The sequence below is a fragment of the Streptomyces ruber genome, from assembly GCF_014648075.1.
Classification (GTDB): Bacteria; Actinomycetota; Actinomycetes; order Streptomycetales; family Streptomycetaceae; genus Streptomyces; species Streptomyces ruber.
On sequence record NZ_BMQK01000002.1, the window covers coordinates 58,421 to 79,269 of the forward strand.

15 protein-coding genes are annotated in these 20,849 nt (G+C 72.3%); 11 read left to right on the forward strand and 4 right to left on the reverse strand.

Annotated elements, in window-relative coordinates; all coding sequences use genetic code 11:
• Nucleotides 1–9 precede the first annotated feature (9 nt).
• Entirely contained in the window at nucleotides 10–723 is a 714-nt protein-coding gene (locus IEZ04_RS05120; RefSeq protein ID WP_229820851.1) for a GNAT family N-acetyltransferase, read from the forward strand.
• Between the two features lie 138 nt (nucleotides 724–861).
• The gene (locus tag IEZ04_RS05125; protein WP_189215464.1) at nucleotides 862–2,844 is read left to right on the forward strand and encodes an ATP-dependent DNA helicase; all 1,983 of its coding nucleotides are present in this window, start codon (nucleotides 862–864) and stop codon (nucleotides 2,842–2,844) included.
• A gap of 175 nt (nucleotides 2,845–3,019) precedes the next feature.
• Here the strand turns inward: IEZ04_RS05125 and lexA are convergent, their stop codons facing one another.
• Entirely contained in the window at nucleotides 3,020–3,802 is a 783-nt protein-coding gene (gene lexA / locus IEZ04_RS05130; protein ID WP_189215465.1) for a transcriptional repressor LexA, read from the reverse strand.
• 553 nt (nucleotides 3,803–4,355) lie between these two features.
• Here lexA and nrdR point away from each other — a divergent pair.
• Both nrdR and IEZ04_RS05140 read left to right on the forward strand, forming a co-directional pair.
• The gene (gene nrdR, locus IEZ04_RS05135; RefSeq protein ID WP_189215466.1) at nucleotides 4,356–4,919 is read left to right on the forward strand and encodes a transcriptional regulator NrdR; all 564 of its coding nucleotides are present in this window, start codon (nucleotides 4,356–4,358) and stop codon (nucleotides 4,917–4,919) included.
• A 159-nt stretch (nucleotides 4,920–5,078) separates the two neighbouring features.
• On the forward strand, nucleotides 5,079–7,973 hold the full coding sequence (locus tag IEZ04_RS05140; RefSeq protein ID WP_189215467.1) for a vitamin B12-dependent ribonucleotide reductase: 2,895 nt from the start codon (nucleotides 5,079–5,081) through the stop codon (nucleotides 7,971–7,973).
• A gap of 63 nt (nucleotides 7,974–8,036) precedes the next feature.
• Here the strand turns inward: IEZ04_RS05140 and IEZ04_RS05145 are convergent, their stop codons facing one another.
• Complete coding sequence (locus IEZ04_RS05145; RefSeq protein ID WP_189215468.1) at nucleotides 8,037–8,570, reverse strand: TerD family protein; 534 nt, start codon at nucleotides 8,568–8,570, stop codon at nucleotides 8,037–8,039.
• A 154-nt stretch (nucleotides 8,571–8,724) separates the two neighbouring features.
• Between IEZ04_RS05145 and IEZ04_RS05150 the strand changes: the two genes are divergently transcribed.
• The 5 genes from IEZ04_RS05150 (at nucleotide 8,725) to IEZ04_RS05170 (ending at nucleotide 12,845) form a co-directional block, all read left to right on the forward strand.
• On the forward strand, nucleotides 8,725–9,330 hold the full coding sequence (locus IEZ04_RS05150; protein WP_189215469.1) for a YdbC family protein: 606 nt from the start codon (nucleotides 8,725–8,727) through the stop codon (nucleotides 9,328–9,330).
• Nucleotides 9,331–9,437: 107 nt separating this feature from the next.
• On the forward strand, nucleotides 9,438–10,097 hold the full coding sequence (locus IEZ04_RS05155; RefSeq protein WP_189215470.1) for a histidine phosphatase family protein: 660 nt from the start codon (nucleotides 9,438–9,440) through the stop codon (nucleotides 10,095–10,097).
• Between the two features lie 40 nt (nucleotides 10,098–10,137).
• Complete coding sequence (locus IEZ04_RS05160; RefSeq protein ID WP_189215471.1) at nucleotides 10,138–11,121, forward strand: ADP-ribosylglycohydrolase family protein; 984 nt, start codon at nucleotides 10,138–10,140, stop codon at nucleotides 11,119–11,121.
• Nucleotides 11,122–11,429: 308 nt separating this feature from the next.
• Nucleotides 11,430–12,131, forward strand: a complete 702-nt coding sequence (gene rnhB / locus IEZ04_RS05165) for a ribonuclease HII (protein ID WP_189215472.1) — start codon at nucleotides 11,430–11,432, stop codon at nucleotides 12,129–12,131.
• 69 nt (nucleotides 12,132–12,200) lie between these two features.
• Complete coding sequence (locus IEZ04_RS05170) at nucleotides 12,201–12,845, forward strand: hypothetical protein (RefSeq protein ID WP_189215473.1); 645 nt, start codon at nucleotides 12,201–12,203, stop codon at nucleotides 12,843–12,845.
• Nucleotides 12,846–13,086: 241 nt separating this feature from the next.
• Here the strand turns inward: IEZ04_RS05170 and IEZ04_RS05175 are convergent, their stop codons facing one another.
• Both IEZ04_RS05175 and IEZ04_RS05180 read right to left on the reverse strand, forming a co-directional pair.
• Nucleotides 13,087–13,713, reverse strand: coding sequence for a hypothetical protein (locus IEZ04_RS05175; RefSeq protein WP_189215474.1), 627 nt, complete (start codon nucleotides 13,711–13,713; stop codon nucleotides 13,087–13,089).
• A 403-nt stretch (nucleotides 13,714–14,116) separates the two neighbouring features.
• Entirely contained in the window at nucleotides 14,117–16,297 is a 2,181-nt protein-coding gene (locus tag IEZ04_RS05180) for a RecQ family ATP-dependent DNA helicase (RefSeq protein WP_189215475.1), read from the reverse strand.
• Between the two features lie 163 nt (nucleotides 16,298–16,460).
• On the opposite strand from IEZ04_RS05180, the gene IEZ04_RS05185 reads away from it, so the two are divergent.
• Together IEZ04_RS05185 and IEZ04_RS05190 are read left to right on the forward strand one after the other, a co-directional pair.
• Nucleotides 16,461–18,116 (forward strand): DUF4192 domain-containing protein, encoded by a 1,656-nt coding sequence (locus IEZ04_RS05185; RefSeq protein WP_229820852.1) that lies wholly within the window; start codon nucleotides 16,461–16,463, stop codon nucleotides 18,114–18,116.
• Nucleotides 18,117–18,854: 738 nt separating this feature from the next.
• Nucleotides 18,855–20,750, forward strand: a complete 1,896-nt coding sequence (locus IEZ04_RS05190; RefSeq protein WP_189215476.1) for a glycogen debranching N-terminal domain-containing protein — start codon at nucleotides 18,855–18,857, stop codon at nucleotides 20,748–20,750.
• Nucleotides 20,751–20,849: the final 99 nt, after the last annotated feature.

Sequence of the window (20,849 nt, forward strand, 5' to 3'; positions counted from 1 at the left end):
AGTGTGACCGTGTCTTCCGACACCCAGGACAATGCGCAGGACAACGAGGACACGCTCGATCTCCGTCTGACCGAGGACTTCCTGTCCTTGCTCGGCCGGGAGGACGAGTGCCAGGACCGGGGCGCCGGGGTGTCCGGTCCGGAGCCGGCGGGGGACCTGCTCGACCACCTCGCCGACTGGGGTCCGGCCGTGACCCCGATGGGCCCGCTGCACCTGAGGCCCGTACGGGTCGAGCGCGACGTGCCCCTGATCGCGCGCTGGATGAACGACCCCGCGGTAGCTGTTTTCTGGCAGCTCGCCGGGCCCGGATCCGTGACCGAACGGCACCTGCGCCGCCAGTTCGACGGGGACGGGCGCAGCGTGCCCTGCCTGGGCGTGCTGGACGGCACCCCCATGAGCTACTGGGAGGTCTACCGCGCGGATCTGCACCCCGTCGCCCGGCACTATCCGGCCCGGCCGCACGACACCGGCGTCCACCTCCTCATCGGCGGTGTCGCCGACCGGGGGCGGGGAACCGGCTCCGTCCTGCTCCGGGCCGTCGCGGACCTCGTTCTCGCCAGGCGGCCCTCCTGCGCGCGCGTCGTCGCCGGACCCGACCTCCGCAACACGCCCTACGTCTCCGCCTTCCTGAGCGCGGGCTTCCGGCTGTCCGCCGAACTCGACCTGACCGACCGGCGAGCCGCCCTCATGGTCCGGGACCGGGCACTGCGCGATGTGCTGTGACGCCGCCCGCCGCGTGCCCGCCGGCGCCGCTCGTCCCCCGACCGTCGACGCCGGCCCGCAGCCGCCCGTCCTGATCACACCGCCCGTTCCCGCCTCGACCGCACGGTTGTCAGTGCCGGGCCGTAGGGTGGTCGCGCTATGACGAAGCCCTCACTTCCCGAACTCCTGCATGCTGCCGTCGCCGCTGTCGGCGGCACGGAGCGCCCCGGCCAGGTGACCATGGCCGAAGCCGTCGCGGAGGCGATCGACGACGGCTCCCACCTGCTGGTCCAGGCGGGCACCGGCACCGGAAAGTCGCTCGGCTACCTGGTGCCCGCGCTGGCGCACGGGGAGCCCGTGGTCGTGGCGACGGCCACCCTGGCGCTGCAACGGCAGCTCGTGGAGCGGGACCTGCCGCGTACGGTCGACGCGCTGCACCCGCTGCTGCGCCGCCGCCCGGAGTTCGCGATGCTGAAGGGCCGGTCGAACTACCTGTGCCTGCACCGACTGCACGAGGGGGTGCCGCAGGACGAGGAGGAGGGACTCTTCGACCAGTTCGAGGCGGCCGCCCCCACCAGCAGGCCGGGCCAGGACCTCGTGCGGCTGCGCGACTGGTCCCAGGAGACCGAGACGGGTGACCGCGACGACCTCACCCCGGGCGTCTCCGACCGGGCCTGGTCCCAGGTGTCGGTGTCCTCCCGCGAGTGCCTCGGCGCGTCGAAGTGCGCGTACGGCGCCGAGTGCTTCGCCGAGATGGCACGCGAGCGCGCCAAGCTGGCCGAGGTCGTCGTCACCAACCACGCCCTGCTCGCCATCGACGCCATCGAGGGCGCCCCCGTGCTGCCGCAGCACGAGGTGCTGATCGTCGACGAGGGGCACGAGCTGGTCTCCCGGGTCACGGGCGTGGCCACGGGGGAGCTCACCCCGGGCCAGGTGAACCGCGCGGTGCGCCGCGCGGCCAAGCTCGTCAACGAGAAGATCGCCGACCAGCTCCAGACCGCCGCCGAGGGCTTCGAGCGGCTCATGGAGCTCGCCCTGCCGGGCCGGCTGGAGGAGATCCCGGAGGACCTCGGCTATGCGCTGATGGCGCTCCGGGACGCCGCCCGTGCGGTGATCTCGGCACTCGGCAGCACCCGCGACAAGTCCGTCCAGGACGAGGACGCGGTACGCAAGCAGGCGCTGGCGTCCGTGGAGAACGTGCACGACGTGGCGGAGCGGATCAGCAACGGCTCCGAGTGGGACGTCGTCTGGTACGAGCGCCACGACCGCTTCGGGGCGTCGCTGCGCGTCGCGCCGATGTCGGTGTCGGGTCTCCTCAGGGAGAAGCTCTTCACGGACCGCTCGGTGATCCTCACCTCGGCGACGCTGAAGCTCGGCGGCGACTTCAACGGGGTGGGTGCCTCCCTGGGCCTCGCCCCGGAGGGCACCCAGGGCGAGGACGTCCCGCAGTGGAAGGGCGTCGACGTCGGCTCACCGTACGACTACCGCAAGCAGGGCATCCTCTACGTCGCCAAGCACCTGTCACGTCCCGCGCGGGACGGCGACCGCGCGGACATGCTGGACGAGCTCACCGAGCTGATCCAGGCGGCGGGCGGACGCACCCTCGGTCTGTTCTCCTCGATGCGGGCGGCCCAGCTGGCGGCCGAGGAGCTGCGCACCCGCATCCCCGAGTACCCGGTTCTCCTGCAGGGCGAGGAGACGCTCGGCGAGCTGATCAAGAACTTCGCGGCGGACCCGAAGACCTGCCTCTTCGGGACGCTCTCCCTCTGGCAGGGCGTCGATGTGCCAGGACCGAGCTGCCAGCTCGTCGTCATGGACAAGATTCCCTTCCCGCGTCCCGACGACCCGCTGATGAGCGCCCGCCAGAAGGCCGTCGAGGAGGCGGGGGGCAATGGCTTCATGGCCGTGGCCGCCACCCACGCCGCCCTGCTGATGGCCCAGGGCGCCGGCCGTCTCGTCCGGGCGTCCGGGGACCGCGGTGTGGTCGCCGTGCTCGACCAGCGGCTGGCGACGGCCCGGTACGGAAGCTATCTGAAGGCGTCGCTGCCCGACTTCTGGTACACGACGGACCGCAACCAGGTGCGCCGGTCGCTCGCCGCCATCGACAAGGCGGCGCAGGCGGCGGAAGCGGCGGAGGCTTAGACAGAACGACGGCCGGTTACGCTCCGTCCCGGACGGGACGGAGCGTAACCGGCCGCTCAAGCGCTACGGGAGCCGGGGTGCCCGGGGGTCCTGCGAGGTGGACAGCACAGGACCCCGGAACCGGCGCAGGGGGTTCCGGGGCCCGGATCGGGGGCGGTGTGTTCTCGCCCGGGGCTCACACCCGCCGCAGTACGGCCACCACCTTGCCGAGGATGGTCGCGTCGTCGCCGGGAATCGGTTCGTAGGCCGCGTTGTGCGGGAGGAGCCAGACGTGGCCGTCCTCGCGCTTGAAGCGCTTCACGGTGGCCTCGCCGTCGAGCATCGCGGCCACGATGTCGCCGTTCTCGGCGACGGGCTGGCGGCGGACCGTCACCCAGTCCCCGTCACAGATCGCGGCCTCGATCATCGAGTCACCGACGACCTTCAGCACGAAGAGCTCACCGTCGCCGACGAGCTGACGCGGGAGGGGGAAGACGTCCTCGACGGACTCCTCGGCGAGGATCGGGCCGCCGGCGGCGATCCGGCCGACGAGCGGGACGTACGACGCGGCCGGCTTGCCCGCGGTGTCCGTGGGCTGCGCCGTCGTCTGGTCGGAGCCGCGCACCTCGTACGCGCGCGGCCGGTGCGGGTCGCGCCGCAGGAAGCCCTTGCGCTCCAGGGCCATCAGCTGGTGCGCCACCGACGAGGTGCTGGACAGCCCGACCGCCTGACCGATCTCGCGCATCGACGGCGGGTAGCCGCGCCGCTGCACGGAGTCCCTGATGACCTCGATGACGCGACGCTGCCGATCCGTGAGCCCCGAGCTGTCGGCCCGGATGCCGGGAGGTCGGCCGGGCAGGGACCTCTTCGGTCCCTCCTGGGTCGTGGCTTCGTTGATCGCGTGCACCTGGTCGTAACCGCCCCGGGAACGGTCCTGGGTGGTGATGGTGGCGCTGGCGCTGTCTGCGGTGGTGGTCACGTCGTCGGCCCCTCTCGATGTTCTCCCGTGCTGGACAACGGTAGAGGCTTTCGAAAGGTTGCGCCAAACACACGTTCGAGTGAAAAAGTGCCGATCGCCTGACGCGATCGCGGGTCAGGGTGTAAGGCGCTGCCCGGCGGGCAGAGAGGTCACTGCGTGTACTCTTCACCGCCGGGACGGGGCCCTGTGTGCCCCCCGCCGCCGCGCGCCCCAGTCTGCCATCCGGTGCCCTCGCGCGCGTGCGCCGGCTCCTCCGTGCGGCCCTGTCCGTGCCGCGCTCGCCGTAGCCGCGCCCGCCTCCGCGGGAAACGTCCGGGACGTCGCGGCCGGGCGCACTCCGAGGCATATGCCGATACGTGTGCGACACGCGCGGCGTGGGCGGTTTTTCGCGCCGATCCCTACATGTAGTGCTTGGATTGCGGGAGCGACCCAGAAGTTGTGGTCCCCCTGGTCTCCGGGCCCACGGGGATCGCCTATGCTGGGGGCTGCTTCGCGGGGCTCCAGTGGCCCGGCGAGGCTGTTGAGTCTGCTGTGGAGGAGGGTTCGGAGTCCCATGCACTGCCCCTTCTGCAGGCACCCCGACAGCCGTGTCGTCGACTCCCGTACGACCGATGACGGCACGTCGATCCGCAGGCGCCGCCAGTGTCCCGACTGCACCCGTCGCTTCACGACGGTGGAGACGTGCTCACTGATGGTGATCAAGCGGTCCGGCGTCACGGAGCCCTTCAGCCGCACCAAGGTGATCAATGGCGTGCGCAAGGCATGCCAGGGGCGTCCCGTCACCGAGGACGCGCTCGCCCAGCTCGGCCAGCGGGTCGAGGAACAGGTGCGCGCCACCGGCAGTGCCGAGCTGACCACCCACGACGTGGGACTGGCCATACTCGGCCCGTTGCAGGAGCTCGACCTCGTGGCCTATCTGAGGTTCGCCTCGGTCTACCGGGCGTTCGGCTCGCTGGAGGACTTCGAGGCCGCCATCGCGGAACTCAGGGAAGAGCGGGACAAGCGCTCGGCCGCGGACGACGAGGACGGCAAGGGTGCCGCCGCGGAGTGCGCGGAGCCCGCGCACGGGCCCGGGAGGACCGGACAGGTCCCCGTGCCCGCCCGCACCGCCGACTGACCGGCGGGCCGCCCGGCCGGGCCGTCCAGGCCCCGGCGACGGGCGACGATCAAGACCTGTCGCGGATGATTGAGCGGCGCCGCGACATATGACAGGAACACCGTGCCACGGAAACAAAGTGGCACTTCAGGGCGTTTTAGCCCGATACAGGGAGGCGGCATGACAGAGACGGCGAGCGGTCCGGCAGCACGAGGTTCCCGCGCGAAGGGCACCAAGGCCACCAAGGGACTGCGTATCGAGCGGATCCACACGACCCCCGGCGTGCATCCGTACGACGAGGTCGAGTGGGCGAGCCGTGACGTCGTCATGACCAACTGGCGCGACGGCTCGGTCAACTTCGAGCAGCGTGGCGTCGAGTTCCCCGAGTTCTGGTCGGTGAACGCGGTCAACATCGTCACCAGTAAGTACTTCCGCGGTGCCGTCGGTACGCCGCAGCGCGAGGTGAGCCTCAAGCAGCTCATCGACCGCATCGTGAAGACGTACCGGAAGGCCGGTGAGGACTACAAGTACTTCGCCTCGCCCGCCGACGCCGAGATCTTCGAGCACGAGCTGGCGTACGCCCTCCTGCACCAGATCTTCAGCTTCAACAGCCCGGTCTGGTTCAACGTCGGAACCCCGCAGCCCCAGCAGGTCTCCGCCTGCTTCATCCTGTCCGTCGACGACTCCATGGAGTCGATCCTCGACTGGTACAAGGAAGAGGGCATGATCTTCAAGGGCGGCTCCGGCGCCGGCCTGAACCTGTCCCGCATCCGCTCCTCCAAGGAGCTGCTCTCCTCCGGCGGCAACGCCTCCGGCCCCGTCTCCTTCATGCGCGGCGCCGACGCCTCCGCCGGCACCATCAAGTCCGGTGGTGCCACCCGCCGCGCCGCCAAGATGGTCATCCTCGACGTCGACCACCCGGACATCGAGGACTTCATCGAGACGAAGGTCAAGGAGGAGGAGAAGATCCGCGCCCTCCGTGACGCGGGCTTCGACATGGACCTGGGCGGCGACGACATCACGTCCGTCCAGTACCAGAACGCCAACAACTCGGTCCGGGTCAACGACACCTTCATGAAGGCCGTCGAGTCCGGCGGCAAGTTCGGCCTGACGTCCCGCATGACCGGCGAGGTCATCGAGGAGGTCGAGGCCAGGGCCCTGTTCCGCAAGATGGCCGAGGCCGCCTGGGCCTGCGCCGACCCGGGCATCCAGTACGACGACACGATCAACCACTGGCACACGTGCCCGGAGTCCGGCCGTATCAACGGCTCGAACCCGTGCAGCGAGTACATGCACCTGGACAACACGTCCTGCAACCTCGCCTCGCTGAACCTGATGAAGTTCCTGAAGGACGACGGCAAGGGCAACCAGTCCTTCGAGGCCGAGCGCTTCCAGAAGGTCGTCGAGCTGGTCATCACGGCGATGGACATCTCCATCTGCTTCGCCGACTTCCCGACCGAGAAGATCGGTGAGAACACCCGCGCCTTCCGCCAGCTCGGCATCGGCTACGCCAACCTCGGCGCCCTGCTGATGGCGACCGGCCACGCGTACGACTCCGACGGCGGCCGTGCCCTCGCCGGTGCCATCACCTCCCTGATGACCGGCACCTCCTACCGCCGCTCCGCCGAGCTCGCCGCGGTCGTCGGCCCGTACGACGGCTACGCCCTGAACGCCCAGCCGCACCTGCGCGTGATGAAGCAGCACGCCGACGAGAACGAGAAGGCCGTCCGCATGGACGACCTGGACACCCCGGTCTGGGCCGCCGCCACGGAGGCCTGGCAGGACGTGCTCCGCCTCGGCGAGAAGAACGGCTTCCGCAACGCCCAGGCGTCCGTCATCGCCCCGACCGGCACCATCGGTCTGGCGATGTCCTGCGACACCACCGGCCTGGAGCCCGACCTCGCGCTGGTCAAGTTCAAGAAGCTGGTCGGCGGCGGCTCGATGCAGATCGTCAACGGCACCGTCCCGCAGGCCCTGCGCCGCCTGGGCTACCAGGAGGAGCAGATCGAGGCGATCGTCGCCCACATCGCCGAGAACGGCAACGTGATCGACGCCCCGGCCCTCAAGCAGGAGCACTACGAGGTGTTCGACTGCGCGATGGGCGAGCGCGCCATCTCCCCGATGGGCCACGTGCGCATGATGGCCGCGATCCAGCCGTGGATCTCCGGCGCCCTGTCCAAGACGGTCAACATGCCGGAGTCGGCGACCGTCGAGGAGGTCGAGGAGATCTACTTCGAGGCATGGAAGATGGGCGTCAAGGCGCTCGCCATCTACCGCGACAACTGCAAGGTCGGCCAGCCGCTCTCCGCGAAGAAGAAGGACGAGAAGGAGAAGATCGCGGAGAAGGCGGAGGAGACGATCCGCGAGACGGTCGAGAAGGTCGTCGAGTACCGCCCGGTCCGCAAGCGCCTCCCGAAGGGACGTCCCGGCATCACCACGTCGTTCACCGTCGGCGGCGCCGAGGGCTACATGACCGCCAACTCCTACCCGGACGACGGCCTCGGCGAGGTCTTCCTGAAGATGTCGAAGCAGGGCTCCACGCTCGCGGGCATGATGGACGCCTTCTCCATCGCCGTCTCGGTGGGCCTCCAGTACGGTGTGCCGCTGGAGACGTACGTCTCGAAGTTCACGAACATGCGCTTCGAGCCGGCCGGCATGACGGACGACCCGGACGTGCGGATGGCGCAGTCGATCGTCGACTACATCTTCCGCCGCCTGGCGCTCGACTTCCTGCCCTTCGAGACCCGCTCCGCGCTCGGCATCCACTCCGCCGAGGAGCGCCAGCGCCACCTCGAGACCGGTTCGTACGAGCCGGCGGAGGAGGAGGTCGACGTCGAGGGCCTCGCCCAGTCCGCGCCCCGCGCGCAGGAGCTGAAGGCCGTCACCACGCCGAAGGCCGAGGACGAGGGGGTCAGGCCCGCCCCGAAGCAGGCCCACACCAGCGCCGAGCTGGTGGAGATGCAGCTGGGTATCCAGGCGGACGCCCCGCTCTGCTTCTCCTGCGGCACGAAGATGCAGCGGGCCGGTTCCTGCTACATCTGCGAGGGCTGCGGCTCGACCAGCGGCTGCAGCTGATCCGACACGCCGGAGGGCGGTACGGCCCACAGCCGTATCGCCCTCCGGCGGTCGCGGGCGGGCTCAGGGCTGCCGGGGAGCGCCCATGATCCGGGCGAAGGACGCGGGGTCCGCGTCGTACCCCTGGAGGTCGGGGCGGAAGCTCCACACGCCGGCGTCGTCGCGCACGAACTCCGCCACGGTCGCGGCCGTCGCCCCGCGCGCGTCGCCGAAGTCGTGCTCGTCCATGACGTCGTAGCCCTCGCGTATGCGCAGCGCGGGGTGCTGGATGTCGGCGAACGTCTTCTTGCCGTTCTGCTGCTGGATGGCGACACCGACCACCACGCGCGCGTAACGCGGGGCGAGCCGGTCCAGCTCCAGGACCATGACCTCGTCCCAGCCGAAGCCCTGACCGGTCTTGCTGTCCCGGCCCAGGGTGATGGTGCCGTCGGGGGAGCGGCTGTCGAAACTCACCACGTAGTCGGGGTCTCCGTGCGGGGCCGATGCCAGGTAGGTCGCGGCCAGGAGATCCAGGTCCACGGACGGCTGTCCCAGCGGACTGGGGTCCCACTTCACCGACACCTCGACCTTGCGAATGCCCTTGTTGAGGCCCTTCACCGGATCTCCCTCCCTTTGTCACGGTGTGTCTGTCACCTGAACTGACGTGCAGTCCAAGCCAGTTGCCCATCCTCGCACGCGCGCGCGACGTGTGCGCCGATGCGCCGCGACAGCGCGTGACCGGCGCCACGTCCTGTGGCCTTACCATGGCGCGGTGCTGGTCAAGTGGACACGCTGCACCGTGATGGACCGCCGGGGGTTCGAACGGGGGCAGCGGAAGTGGGCGGGGCTTCCGGGGGAGCCGGGTTTCCGAGGGCAGGGCGGTGGCTGGAGCCGGGTGCGCCCGGGTGTGGCCCACGTCTTCTCGTTCTGGGAGAACCGCACCTTCTACGACTCCTTCATGGCGCGCTCCCACGACCGGCTCGCCGCCTCGCAGTCGGGCACCTTCAAGAACCAGCAGGCCAAGCTGTTCGACCACCGCTTCGACGTGAAGACCGGCTTCGAACCGCGTTTCACGGACGCCGATCTGGTGCGGGTGGCGCACTGCCGGGTGCACGAGGAGCGCGCCGAGCACTTCGCGCTGATGCAGGAGAAGGTCTGGAACCCCGCGATGGCCGGCTCGCCCGGCATGCTCCGCGGTCTGTTCGGCGAGGCGCCCGGGCACGAGTTCCTGATCCTGTCCATGTGGCAGTCGGCCGCCGAGCACGGCAAGTACCGCGCCGAGCGCGTCGAACGGCTCGCGCTGAGAACCCAGGTGGAGGCGGACGTCGCGGCGCTGGCGGGCGACATCGTGGAGCTGGAGCCCGGCTGGACGGTATGAGGTCCGCGGTGCGGCGCACTCTCCGGACGCGCGGGAGCCGTGTGACCTAGACCGTATGAGGCCCGCACTGGTGCTCGATCGGCGGTCACCCGATCTAGGGTTTCGGCATGGCACGACCACGGCGCATCGTCCTTGTCCGGCACGGCGAGTCGGAGGGCAACGCCGACGACACGGTGTACGAACGCGAACCCGACCACGCGCTGGCGCTCACCGAGCGGGGCCGGCTGCAGGCGGAGGAGACGGGCGAACGGCTCCGCCGGCTGTTCGGCCGGGAGCACGTCAGCGTGTACGTCTCCCCGTACCGGCGCACCCACGAGACCTTCCGGGCCTTCCGGCTCGACCCCGGGCTGGTGCGCGTCCGCGAGGAGCCGCGGCTGCGCGAACAGGACTGGGGCAACTGGCAGGACCGCGACGACGTACGGCTGCAGAAGGCGTACCGGGACGCCTATGGGCACTTCTTCTACCGCTTCGCGCAGGGCGAGTCCGGGGCCGACGTGTACGACCGGGTCGGCGGCTTCCTGGAGAGCCTGTTCCGCAGCTTCGAGAACCCCGACCACCCGCCGAACGTGCTCCTGGTGACCCACGGCCTGGCCATGCGGCTGTTCTGCATGCGCTGGTTCCACTGGTCGGTCGCGGAGTTCGAGTCGCTGTCCAACCCGGGGAACGGGGAGACGCGGATGCTCGTACTGGGCGAGGACGGCAGGTACACGCTCGACCGTCCCTTCGAACGCTGGCGGGAACCGCAGTCGTACGGCGCCACCGGATAGGGTGGCGGCACGACGGGCGGTCACTTAGAGTGGCGGGGCGATGACCGCTCACTCCTTCCGCTCGCCTCGCTCGCGCGGCTCCTCTCGCGCCCCCCGCCCGTCTCACTCCTCTCGCTCGTCCGACTCCTCGCACTCCGCCACCGGCCGGCGTCTGGAGCGGGCCCTGGCGAGCCTGCGCGGACTCTCGGTCGGTGACGCGCTGGGCTCGCAGTTCTTCGTCCCCGATAACATCCCGCTGCTCCGGCGCCGCGCGACGCCGTCCGGCCCCTGGCAGTGGACGGACGACACGGAGATGGCCTGCTCCGTGGTGGCCGTCCTCGCGGACCGGCACCGGATCGACCAGGACGAACTGGCCCGTTCCTTCGCTGAGCACCACGACTTCGACCGTGGGTACGGGCCCGCCGTGAACCGGCTGCTGCGGCTGGTCCGGGAAGGCGGTGACTGGCGGCGGCTGGCGTCCGGGCTGTTCGACGGACGGGGGTCCTGGGGCAACGGTGCCGCGATGCGGATCGCCCCTCTGGGCGCCTGGTACGCGGACGACCCCGAGCAGGCGACGCACCAGGCGGAGATCTCGGCGTACCCCACCCACCAGCACCGCGAGGCCGTGGCCGGCGCCATGGCCGTCGCGGCGGCCGCCGCCTTGGCGGCCGGTCCGGCGGGACCGCCGAACGCCGGGGAACTGCTCGACGGGGTCGTCGCGCTGGTGCCGAAGAGCGCCGTCGCCGCCGGACTGCGCCGCGCCCGCGACATGCTCGACTACGAGGACGCGGGTACGGTCGCGGCCGTCCTGGGCTGCGGGCGGCGCACGTCGGCGCACGACACCGTGCCGTTCGCGCTCTGGTCGGCTGCGCGGGCCCTCGGCGACTACGAGCGGGCGTTCTGGACGACGGCCCAGGCCGGCGGTGATGTCGACACGACCTGCGCCATCGTCGGCGGGATCGTCGCCTCCGGAGGGGCGGGTGCGCCGCCCGAGGAGTGGGCACGGCAGACGGAGGAACTGCCGGAGTGGGTACCGGGACGTTAGCGCGGTCCTTCCCGTTCGCGCACCCGCCGATCGCCGACGGATGCGGCACCGCCGGGCCCGGTACGGTCCGACGCGGCGAACAGCCATGTCGTGCTGCTCTTCTCGGCGCTCTTCAGTCCCTGACGGGTCGTGATGGGGAGCTGCTCAAGGGTGTGCGCGAGCGAATGAAGGGGGCGATCCGCCCGGGCGCTCGGCGGAGGCGCCGAGGAGGTGGCCGGGCGTCCGGTGCGACCCCCGCGGGTACTCGAAGGCGCCAGGGGTGACCGGGGTGTCGTGCGGGATTCGGGGCGGCGTAGGCTAAGGGCGTCATGCCGTACGAACCGCCTACCCACACCGTCGAGCGCTCCCTTCGCGCCACGACCGGAGCCAAGGTCATTGCCGGTGTCGACGAGGTGGGTCGCGGCGCGTGGGCCGGTCCCGTCACCGTCTGCGCGGCGGTCACGGGCCTGCGTCGACCGCCGGAGGGCCTCACCGACTCCAAGCTCCTCACGATCAAGAGGCGCACCGAGCTGGCCGAGACCCTGCGCAAGTGGGTGACCTCGTACGCCCTGGGACACGCCTCCCCCGAGGAGATCGACGAGCTGGGTATGACGGCCGCCCTGCGGCTCGCCGCCCAGCGTGCGCTGGACGCTCTGCCGGTGCGGCCCGACGCGGTGATCCTCGACGGGAAGCACGACTACCTGGGAGCACCCTGGCGGGTACGTACGGTGATCAAGGGGGACCAGTCGTGCGTGGCTGTCGCGGCCGCGTCGGTGATCGCCAAGGTCCAGCGCGACAAAATGATGGCCGAACTGGCCGTCGAACATGCACACTTCGGTTTTGCGGCCAACGCCGGGTATCCGTCTCCCGTGCACAAGGCCGCGCTGGCGGAGTGGGGTCCCACCCCCTACCACCGGCTGTCGTGGGCGTATCTTGATGCGCTGCCCCAGTGGCGGCATCTCAAGAAGGTCCGCAACTGCGCGGACGGAAGCGTTCCGGAGATCGAAGGCCAACTCGGCTTCGATTTCTAATCGGTTTCGTTCGTACTCATGTGCCACCCGCCGACGCGAGTCGCACCTGCGTTTGATTAACATCAGATCATGCCTCCCGAGGAGCCTCAGATTCACGAGAGTGCCCAGGGTCCGCGCGCCATTCCGGCCGGCGGCCGCGTCGCGCCCACCCCTCGCCCCGTACCCGGTCCCCGCCCCGCGGCCCCGGCGCGTCCCGGTCGTCCGGGGCCTGCCAGGCCGACGCCGGGCCAACGCGCACCGCGCGACACCGCCCCCGCCAAGCCGGGGCCCCAGTCCGCTCCGGCCGCCGCCGCGGCCCCTCCGGCTGCGGCCGCCGCTGCCACCACCCCACAGATCCAGTTGATCCCGGCCCCTCCGGAGGGTGCGCTGGACGCGGCGGAGGAAGCCGTCGACCTGCTGTTCGAGTCGGGCCGTGCTCCCGGGGAGGTGCTCGTCATCACCACCGGCGAGCCGCACCCGTGGGCCGCGCACGAGCTGTCCTTCGGTGAGGCCGCCTACTGGTCGCAGCACGACGCGGGAGACGACGTCTTCTACGTGGACGCCGCTGCCGCCGACCGGGCCCAGCCCCGTCCCGTCGTCGTGGTCGCCGTCAACGGGGGCACCGACGCCGCCGCCGGACAGGCGCTGCCTCTGGCTCTCAAGCGCGCCGGCGCGCTGCTGATCGTCTGCGGGGACCCGCAGCGGATCAACTCGGTGCTGGGCGCGGGGGTCTGAGCGCTTCCCGCGGCAGCCCGCGCGCCCGGTCCTCCTGCGCCCCGCGTCTCCGGTTCCCGTCTTCGGCGTCCTCGCTCGAAGTCGTCCGTACTGGGGCGCGGGGTGTGCCATGGGCCGGTGGGAGTGCGCGCCCGAGAGGGCATGTGGCTGGAAGCCGGCCGCCGGGCGCTCCGTACGGACTCCGTGCCGGGTTGCGCGGTGCCGGTCACGTCCTGTGCTGCGGGTGGCCCGGGCTGCCGGGTCAGCGGGCGGCGGCCCGCCGCAGCATCTCCGACGCGGCACCTCCGGTGCGCGGCGGTGGCGGGGCGGCGGCAAGGGGCTCCGCGGGGGAACCCGCGTGGGGGCGGCGCCCGCCCCGGCCCTCCCCGAGGACCTGCCAGCCCTCACGTGTCAACGTGATGTACGCCCCGCAGCGCAGCCCGTGCAGCGTGCAGGCGTCCCGCAACCCCCACATCCACGCCCCGTCCTCCTCCGTCCAGCGCCCGTCTCCGTCGCGGCAGTAGAGCAGCACCGCCGTGCGTACCGGAGTGCGGCGCCTCAGGTCGTGCGGAATCACCCGGCGCAGCTGGGCGAGCAGCGCGTTGCGGAACAGCCAGCCGTCCGCCGTGGCCGGACGGCGGTCGAACGAGGCGCTCGCCAGCAGCCGTTCGTCCGGGGCGAGAACGGCCACGACCGCGGTGTCCGGCCGGGGCTGGTGGCGTGCGTGCAGTCCGCTGACGACTTCCCGTGGGTTGCGCAGCAGGGGGATACCGGCGGCGGCCCACTCCGCGGGTTCGAGTATGCGGGCCACCGGGTTGGCGGGAGCGGCGTACAGGTCGGTGCTGGTCGACGTGTTCGCCGCCGAGGACGGAGCGATTCCGAAGGTCACGATCCTCCCTTCGGCTACGCGCCCACACTGCGGGCGGGGTGGACATGGGGGCGCGTACCGCGCGGGGCCTTGGTGAGACGCTGGAGGAACCGTGCGGGAGCGGACTTCAATTCTTGCCGTCGAACTTCGTTGCGGCAACGAGCAATCGGTGTTGCTGACTGCTTTCTGGTGATCTGTCGCCTATATCCCTGCGCTGTGGGTTCCAGGGCGATGCGTGAGTTGACCGGGGCCGCCGCCTTTGCGACGGGCCGTCCCTGTACGGGTGCCTCCCTGCGAGCGTTTCCGGACTTCTGCGGCGACGGCCCGCCGCACGGCGGTCACCCGCCGTGCGAGGCATGCCCCAGGACAGTCACCGCCTGTCGGGACGGCATCGGCGGAAGCGGGGGAGGCCGCCGTACGGCGGTCATCCCTGTACGGCCAGCACCAGCGGCAGCACCTCCTGTGCGCCGGCACGTCGCAGCATGCGTGCGGCGACCGCCAGTGTCCAGCCCGTCTCGGTCATGTCGTCCACGAGCAGCACGGGACCGCCGGCCGCCCGCAGGGCCTCGGCGAGGGCGGGCGGCACGGTGAGCGCTCCGTGCAGCGCCTTGAGCCGCTGCGCGCTGTTGCTGCGGGGGACCCGGGCGACCTGGTCGGTGTACTCCAGTGAGCCCAGCAGCGGCAGCCGGCCGATCTCCGCGACGCGAGTGCCCAGGGACCGGACGAGCTGCGGACGGGTGCGCGAGGCCATGGTGACGACACCGGCCGGCCGCGACGGTGCGTCGGGCTGTCCGGACGCCCAGCCGCCCGGCCCCTTCGCCCAGTCGGCCAGCACCCCGATCACGGCCTGGACGACATCGTCCGGCGCGGGGCCGTCCGATGCCTGCGGGGTGAGCATCGGCCGCAGCCGGTTGCCCCAGCCGATGTCGGACAGCCGTCCCAGCGCCCGGCCGGTGGACGCCTGTTCACCCGCGGGGATACGCCCCTTCAGGTCGACGCCCACCGCGGGCAGTCCCGTCGGCCACATCTTCCGGGGTTCGACCTCGACACCCGCGCGCGCGAGCTCACCGTGTGCGGCGGCCAGCGCGGCGGGTGACACGGAGTCCGTGAACCGGGGCTTCGCGCAGTTGTCGCAGCGGCCGCACGGTGCCGCCCCCTCGTCGTCCAGCTGCCTGCGCAGGAACTCCATGCGGCAGTCCGTCGTCGTGACGTAGTCGCGCATCGCCTGCTGCTCGGCCGCGCGCTGCTTGGCGACCCAGGCGTACCGCTCCGTGTCGTACACCCAGGGGACGCCCGTCGAGATCCAACCGCCCTGGACGCGCCGTACCGCACCGTCCACGTCGAGGACCTTGAGCATCGTCTCCAGCCGGGACCGCCGCAGTTCCACCAGCGGTTCCAGGGCGGGCAGCGAGAGCGGCCGCTCCGCGTACGCGAGCACGTCCAGTGTGCGGCGCACCTGCTCCTCCGGAGGGAACGCGATCGAGGCGAAGTACTCCCAGATCGCCTGGTCCTCCTTGCCGGGCAGGAGCAGCACCTCGGCGTGCGCCACGCCACGCCCGGCGCGTCCCACCTGCTGGTAGTACGCGATGGGCGAGGACGGCGAGCCCAGGTGCACCACGAAACCCAGATCCGGCTTGTCGAACCCCATGCCCAGGGCGGACGTGGCGACCAGCGCCTTCACCCGGTTGGCGAGCAGGTCCTCCTCGGCCTGCTCGCGGTCCGCGTTCTCCGTCTTGCCGGTGTACGACGCCACCGCGTGTCCGCTCTGCCGCAGGAACGCGGTGACCTCCTCGGCCGCGGCCACCGTGAGTGTGTACACGATGCCCGAGCCCGGGAGCTCGTCGAGGTGCTCGGCGAGCCAGGCCATGCGGTGGGCGGCGTCGGGCAGCCGGAGCACCCCGAGGCTGAGGCTCTCCCGGTCGAGGGGACCGCGCAGGACGAGTGCGTCCGTCCCGCCGCCGGTGCCCAGCTGTTCGGCCACGTCGGCCGTCACGCGTGCGTTGGCCGTCGCGGTGGTGGCGAGGACCGGGACGCCGGGCGGCAGGTCGGCGAGCATGGTCCGCAGCCGCCGGTAGTCCGGACGGAAGTCGTGACCCCAGTCCGAGATGCAGTGCGCCTCGTCGACCACGAGCAGACCGGTCGCCGCGGCCAGCTCCGGCAGCACCCGGTCGCGGAAGTCGGGGTTGTTCAGGCGCTCGGGGCTCACCAGGAGCACATCGACCTCGCCCGCGGACACCTCGCGCTGGATGGTGTCCCATTCCTCGGTGTTCGAGGAATTGATGGTGCGTGCCCGGATCCCGGCGCGGGCCGCGGCGTCCACCTGGTTGCGCATGAGGGCCAGGAGAGGGGAGACGATGACGGTGGGGCCGGCGCCCCGCTCGCGCAGCAGCGCCGTCGCCACGAAGTAGACCGCGGACTTGCCCCAGCCGGTGCGCTGCACGACCAGCGCTCTGCGCCGGTCGGCGACCAGCGCCTCGATGGCACGCCACTGGTCCTCGCGCAGCCGGGCCGTACCCGCCGGAGCGCCGACGAGTCGGCTCAGTACGGCGTCGGCGGAGGTCCGCAGGTCCTGGCGGTCCGTGAGGGGCAGGTCGTCGTTCGTCATGCCCCCATGCAACCCGATGCCTCGGACATCGTGCGAGTGGGGCCGGGCCGGGCTGTGGACAACTGTTGAGGTGTTCATGACGGCGCGACTGATTTGCTGTGTACATGCAATGACTTATCCACAGGGTCAAGCGGAATCTTGGCATCCGCGAGATGGTCACGGCATGACGAACCACAGCCAAGCGGCCGGTCGCTCCGGCGACGACCACATCAGTGAGCAGAGCGGGCAGGGCATGCGCGGGGCGCCCGGTGGACGCGGTGACCTGCCGGAACGTTCGACGCCGACGCCGCCGGGAGAGGACGGACACGCTCGCGGGCACACAGCTGACGAGAACTCCGGCTCCGTCCCGGAGCGCGAGCGCCTCACGGCGTTCCCGGGCCACGACTCGGCCGACGGGTACGGAGGGCATGGCGCCGCCGCCGGATCGCGCGGCCAGCACCAGGTCACGCTGCGTTCGCCGGCGGAACTGGCCGACGCCTTGCCCTACCTGCTCGGATACCGGCCCGAGGACAGCGTCGTGCTCGTCGCGGTGCACGAGCGGGACGGACGCGGCCGGTTCGGCGGGCGGGCGAGGCTCGGCATCCCGGCTCAGGACGACGACTGGCCCGCCGTGGCCGAGCAGCTGGCACACGGCCTGGTGACGGGCAGTGAGCGCCGGGGCGCCAGGCCGGAGAGCATGGTCGCCTTCTTCTGCCAGGAGCCGCGGCACGGGGAGTCGGGACGGGACGTCATGGAGCGTCTGCGACCGCTGGCACAACTGCTGCGTCTGGCCTGCGGGAGGTTCGAGGTGCCCGTGGTCGAGGCGTTGTGCATCGCCGACGGGCGCTTCTGGTCGTACTGCTGTCCCGGCGACCGCTGCTGTTCGGGCGAGGGCGAGGCGATGGGCCTGCCCGGCACGTCGGTCCTGGCTGCCGCGACGGCCTACGCGGGCCTGCAGGTACGCGGCACCCTGCGGGAGCTGAGGGTCCGGCTCACCCCCTGGGAGAACGCCGCGGCACCGGAGCAGGAGGCCGCGCTCGGCGCCGCCGACTCCGCGCTCCTTCCCCGGCTCCTGCGGGACGAGAGCCGTGCGGAGGTGGCGGAGGAGACACTCGGACTCGCGGGCCGCCTCCTGCGCCGCCTCGCGGACGCCCCACCGGTGCCCGGGACACTCCAGGCGGACCTGCGCGACGACGAACTCGTCGACCAGGAGGAGGCCGCCGCGCTGATCCTCGGCCTGCAGGACCGCACGACGCGCGACCGCGCGGCCGAGTGGATGGAGGGCGAGGAGGCGGGCCCGGCCCTCCGGCTCTGGCGGACCCTCGCGCGCCGCTGTGTCGGCTCGTACGGGGAGCACGCGGCCGCTCCGCTCACCCTCGCGGGCTGGGTCGCATGGTCCTCGGGCGACGAACTCGAGGCGAGGGAGGCACTGGCCATGGCCCTCGCCGCCGACCCCGACTACCTCTTCGCCCGCCTCCTCCACCAGGCCTGCAACGAGGGCCTCGACCCGGAGTCCGTGCGCCGCTGTCTCCGCGCGGAGCGTGAGGACCACGCGGCTCCCGCGGCCGCCGGTCCCGGTCCTCGCGGGCGGAAGGACAGGACCGGCCCGGGCCGTCCGGGCCGTCCGCGCCGGACAAGGACCGAGAAGGGCCCCGGCGCTCGCGCCGCCCGGCGGCCCGCCGCGAGGTCCGGCGCCCGTCGGCGGCCGCACGACAGCGCCCCACCCGCCGGTCAGGGCCCGGGACGCGGCACCGATGCCGCGGGCGGCAAGCCGCCCGGCGGCGCCGTGCAGGGCGCGGACAGGGGAAGCGGTGGCCGTGTCGAGGCGGAGGAGGTGTGAGTGACGGAAGGCGTGAGGACGAAAGCGTGAGGACGAAAGCGTGAGAACGGAAGGCGTGAGCGACGGAAGAGGCGTGAGCACGCTGCCGAGCCCGGTCGGCCTGCCTACCGGTCACCGCCATTCGGTCGGCTTTTCGGATCGGGCCGTGACTCGGCTGAGGCCCCCTCCGTTCACCTGAGTGGCGGAACCCGTGGCGGGTCGCACCGCCGCACCGCCCTCGTTCCACCGCCCTCGTCCCACCGGAGCCCCAGACCCGGCGCCGAGCACACCGCAGGCGCGTCGAGCGCAGGAGAAGTCGACCCCATGTCACTGCTCACCCCGCCCTCCGCCCCCGACGACGACCGTTCGTCCCCCCGCCGCCCGGCCCAGCCCTCCCACGACGACGCTCCATTGCTGCCGAGGAGTGGAGCACTCGACAGCTCCGCAGTGCGCGGAGCGGGGACGGGCGCCCGGCCGGCACCGTACACGAGCGCGGGCCACCGCTCGCGGCGTCCACTCGCAGACCAGACGGACAAGGGCGAGCCGGTCCGGTCCCCCGGCCCGGTCCGGGCGTCGGCCGGCCTTCCGGACGTCTGCCGGCCGTCGCCGGGGCCTCCGAGCCCCAAAGCCCCGGTCATCGGCCGCTCCCCGGGCGACCGCGCGGCACCGCGTCCGCTTCCGGTCCCGGCGCCGCTCCCTCGGCGTCCCACCGACCTGCCACCCGCGCACACCGCGTTGATCTGCGTGGATCTTCCCGGCATGGCGCTCTCCACGGAGCGCGGACAGCTGGCCGGTCAGGGACTGGAGGGCTTCTACCGCGCGGGCCGGCGGCTGCTCTCCCGCTGCCAGTTGCGGGTGGCCGGCCGGGAACCGCTGGCCGTGCAGGCACGGATGGTCGCGGCGGACCGGGCCAGTTTCACGGGGACGCTCCAGGTGTGCGCCGACACCGGTCCCGATCCCGAGATCATGGTCGAGCGCACGCGGTACGCGGACGGTACGGAGCGGATCACCCTGCACAGCTCCGCGCTCCGCGCGCTGCGGCTGCCCGTCGAGGTGGCGCTCGGCACGGACCTCGCGGAGCTGGGCGCCATCGCCTCGGGCCGGGCCGGGCCCGAACTGCCCGCCAGCGTCCACGACTCCGGGCTGCGCTGGTCCTGCCCCTCCGGGCACTCGGCCGTCACCGCCGATCCGCCGCCCGCCGACGCCCTCGCCTCCGCGGGACTGCTGCGCTGGGAGCTCGACCTCCCGCCGGGCGGCACCCGCAGCGTCGAGCTGCGCGTACGACCGGACGGTACGGGACCCGTCAGGGCGGTGGGACGCGGGGCCATGAGTCCGATCGCCCAGCCCGCGGCGGCCGGCGACGACCCCCGGGTCCAGGCCCTGCTGCACACCTGTGTCCAGGACCTCCGCGCGCTCCTGCTGCGCGATCCCGCGGGCCCGTCGGACACCTATCTGGCGGCGGGGGTGCCCTGGCGCTGCGGCATGGCCCCGGCCGACGCGCTCGTCGCCGCCAGGATGACGCTGCCGCTCGGCACCCGGCTGGCCGCGAGCACGCTGCGGACCCTGGCCCGGACCCAACTCGCCGGACCGGGGCGGCGGTCCGGTGCGATCCCCGGGCCGTTGCGGGACGCGGGCCCGTACCTGCCGCCGGCCTGCAGCGGCACGGAGGCCACGCTGCTCTTCCCCGTACTCCTCGCGGAGGCCCGGCGCTGGGGACTTCCGGAGCCGGAGACCGAGGAACTGCTGCCGGCCGCCGAGCACTGCCTGAGATGGCTGCGGAGCACCGTCGCCGAAGGGCCCTACCTGCCCGACCCGCAGCCCGGCGGGCCACAGCGCTGCGAGACCCAGGCGCACGCGCACAGGGCGGCGGTGCTGGGCGCCGATCTCCTGGAGGCGTACGGCAGACCGGGGGGTGACGAACTGCGGGAGTGGGCGCGGGAGCTGCGCGACGCGTTCCGGGAGGACTTCTGGGTCGAGGACCGGGGCGGCGGCAGGCCGGCGGCCGCCCGCACCCCGGACGGACGGCCCGTTCCCCACCTGGGGGCGGCCGCCGTCCACCTCCTCGACACCGGGCTGCTCGGGTCGGGCGCCCCGGCCCCGGGCCTGCTCGACCGGGTACGGACCGAGCAGCTCGCCCGTCTGCTGGGCGGCCCGGCCATGGACTCCGGGTGGGGGCTGCGGACCCTGGGGGCCAAGGACGCGGCGTACAACCCCTTCGGGCATCGCGGGGGTTCCGTGCGCGTGCACGAGACGGCGGTGGCGGTCGCGGGGCTGGCAGCCGCCGGATACGAGAAGGAGGCGAGTGCGCTGCTCCGGGGCGTGCTGGCGGCGGCCGAGACCTTCGGCCACCGGCTGCCCGAGATGTACGCGGGGGAGCAGCGCACGGAAGGCGGCGCCCCCCTGCCCCACCCGGCGGCCTGCCGGCCCGCCGCGACGGCCGCGGCCGCGGGAGTGCTGATGCTGACCTCCCTCGCCGGGATCCGCCCCGACGCCCCGGCGGGAACGGTGACGCTGCGCCCCGTGCGCAGCGCCCCGCTGGGCGAGGTCGGGTTCACCGGACTGCGGGTCGCGGGGGCTCCCTTCTCGGTACGGGTCAGCCGACTCGGCCTGGCGATGGTGGAGGAGGCTGCCGGAAGACTGCAGTTGGGGGTGTGACCTCGGACGATGCACGTGGTGACGCCTCGGTGCCGGCCGCCCGTGGACGGTACCGGGGCCAGGGCCGGACAGGAGCGGGACACCGGGCGGAGCGATCGG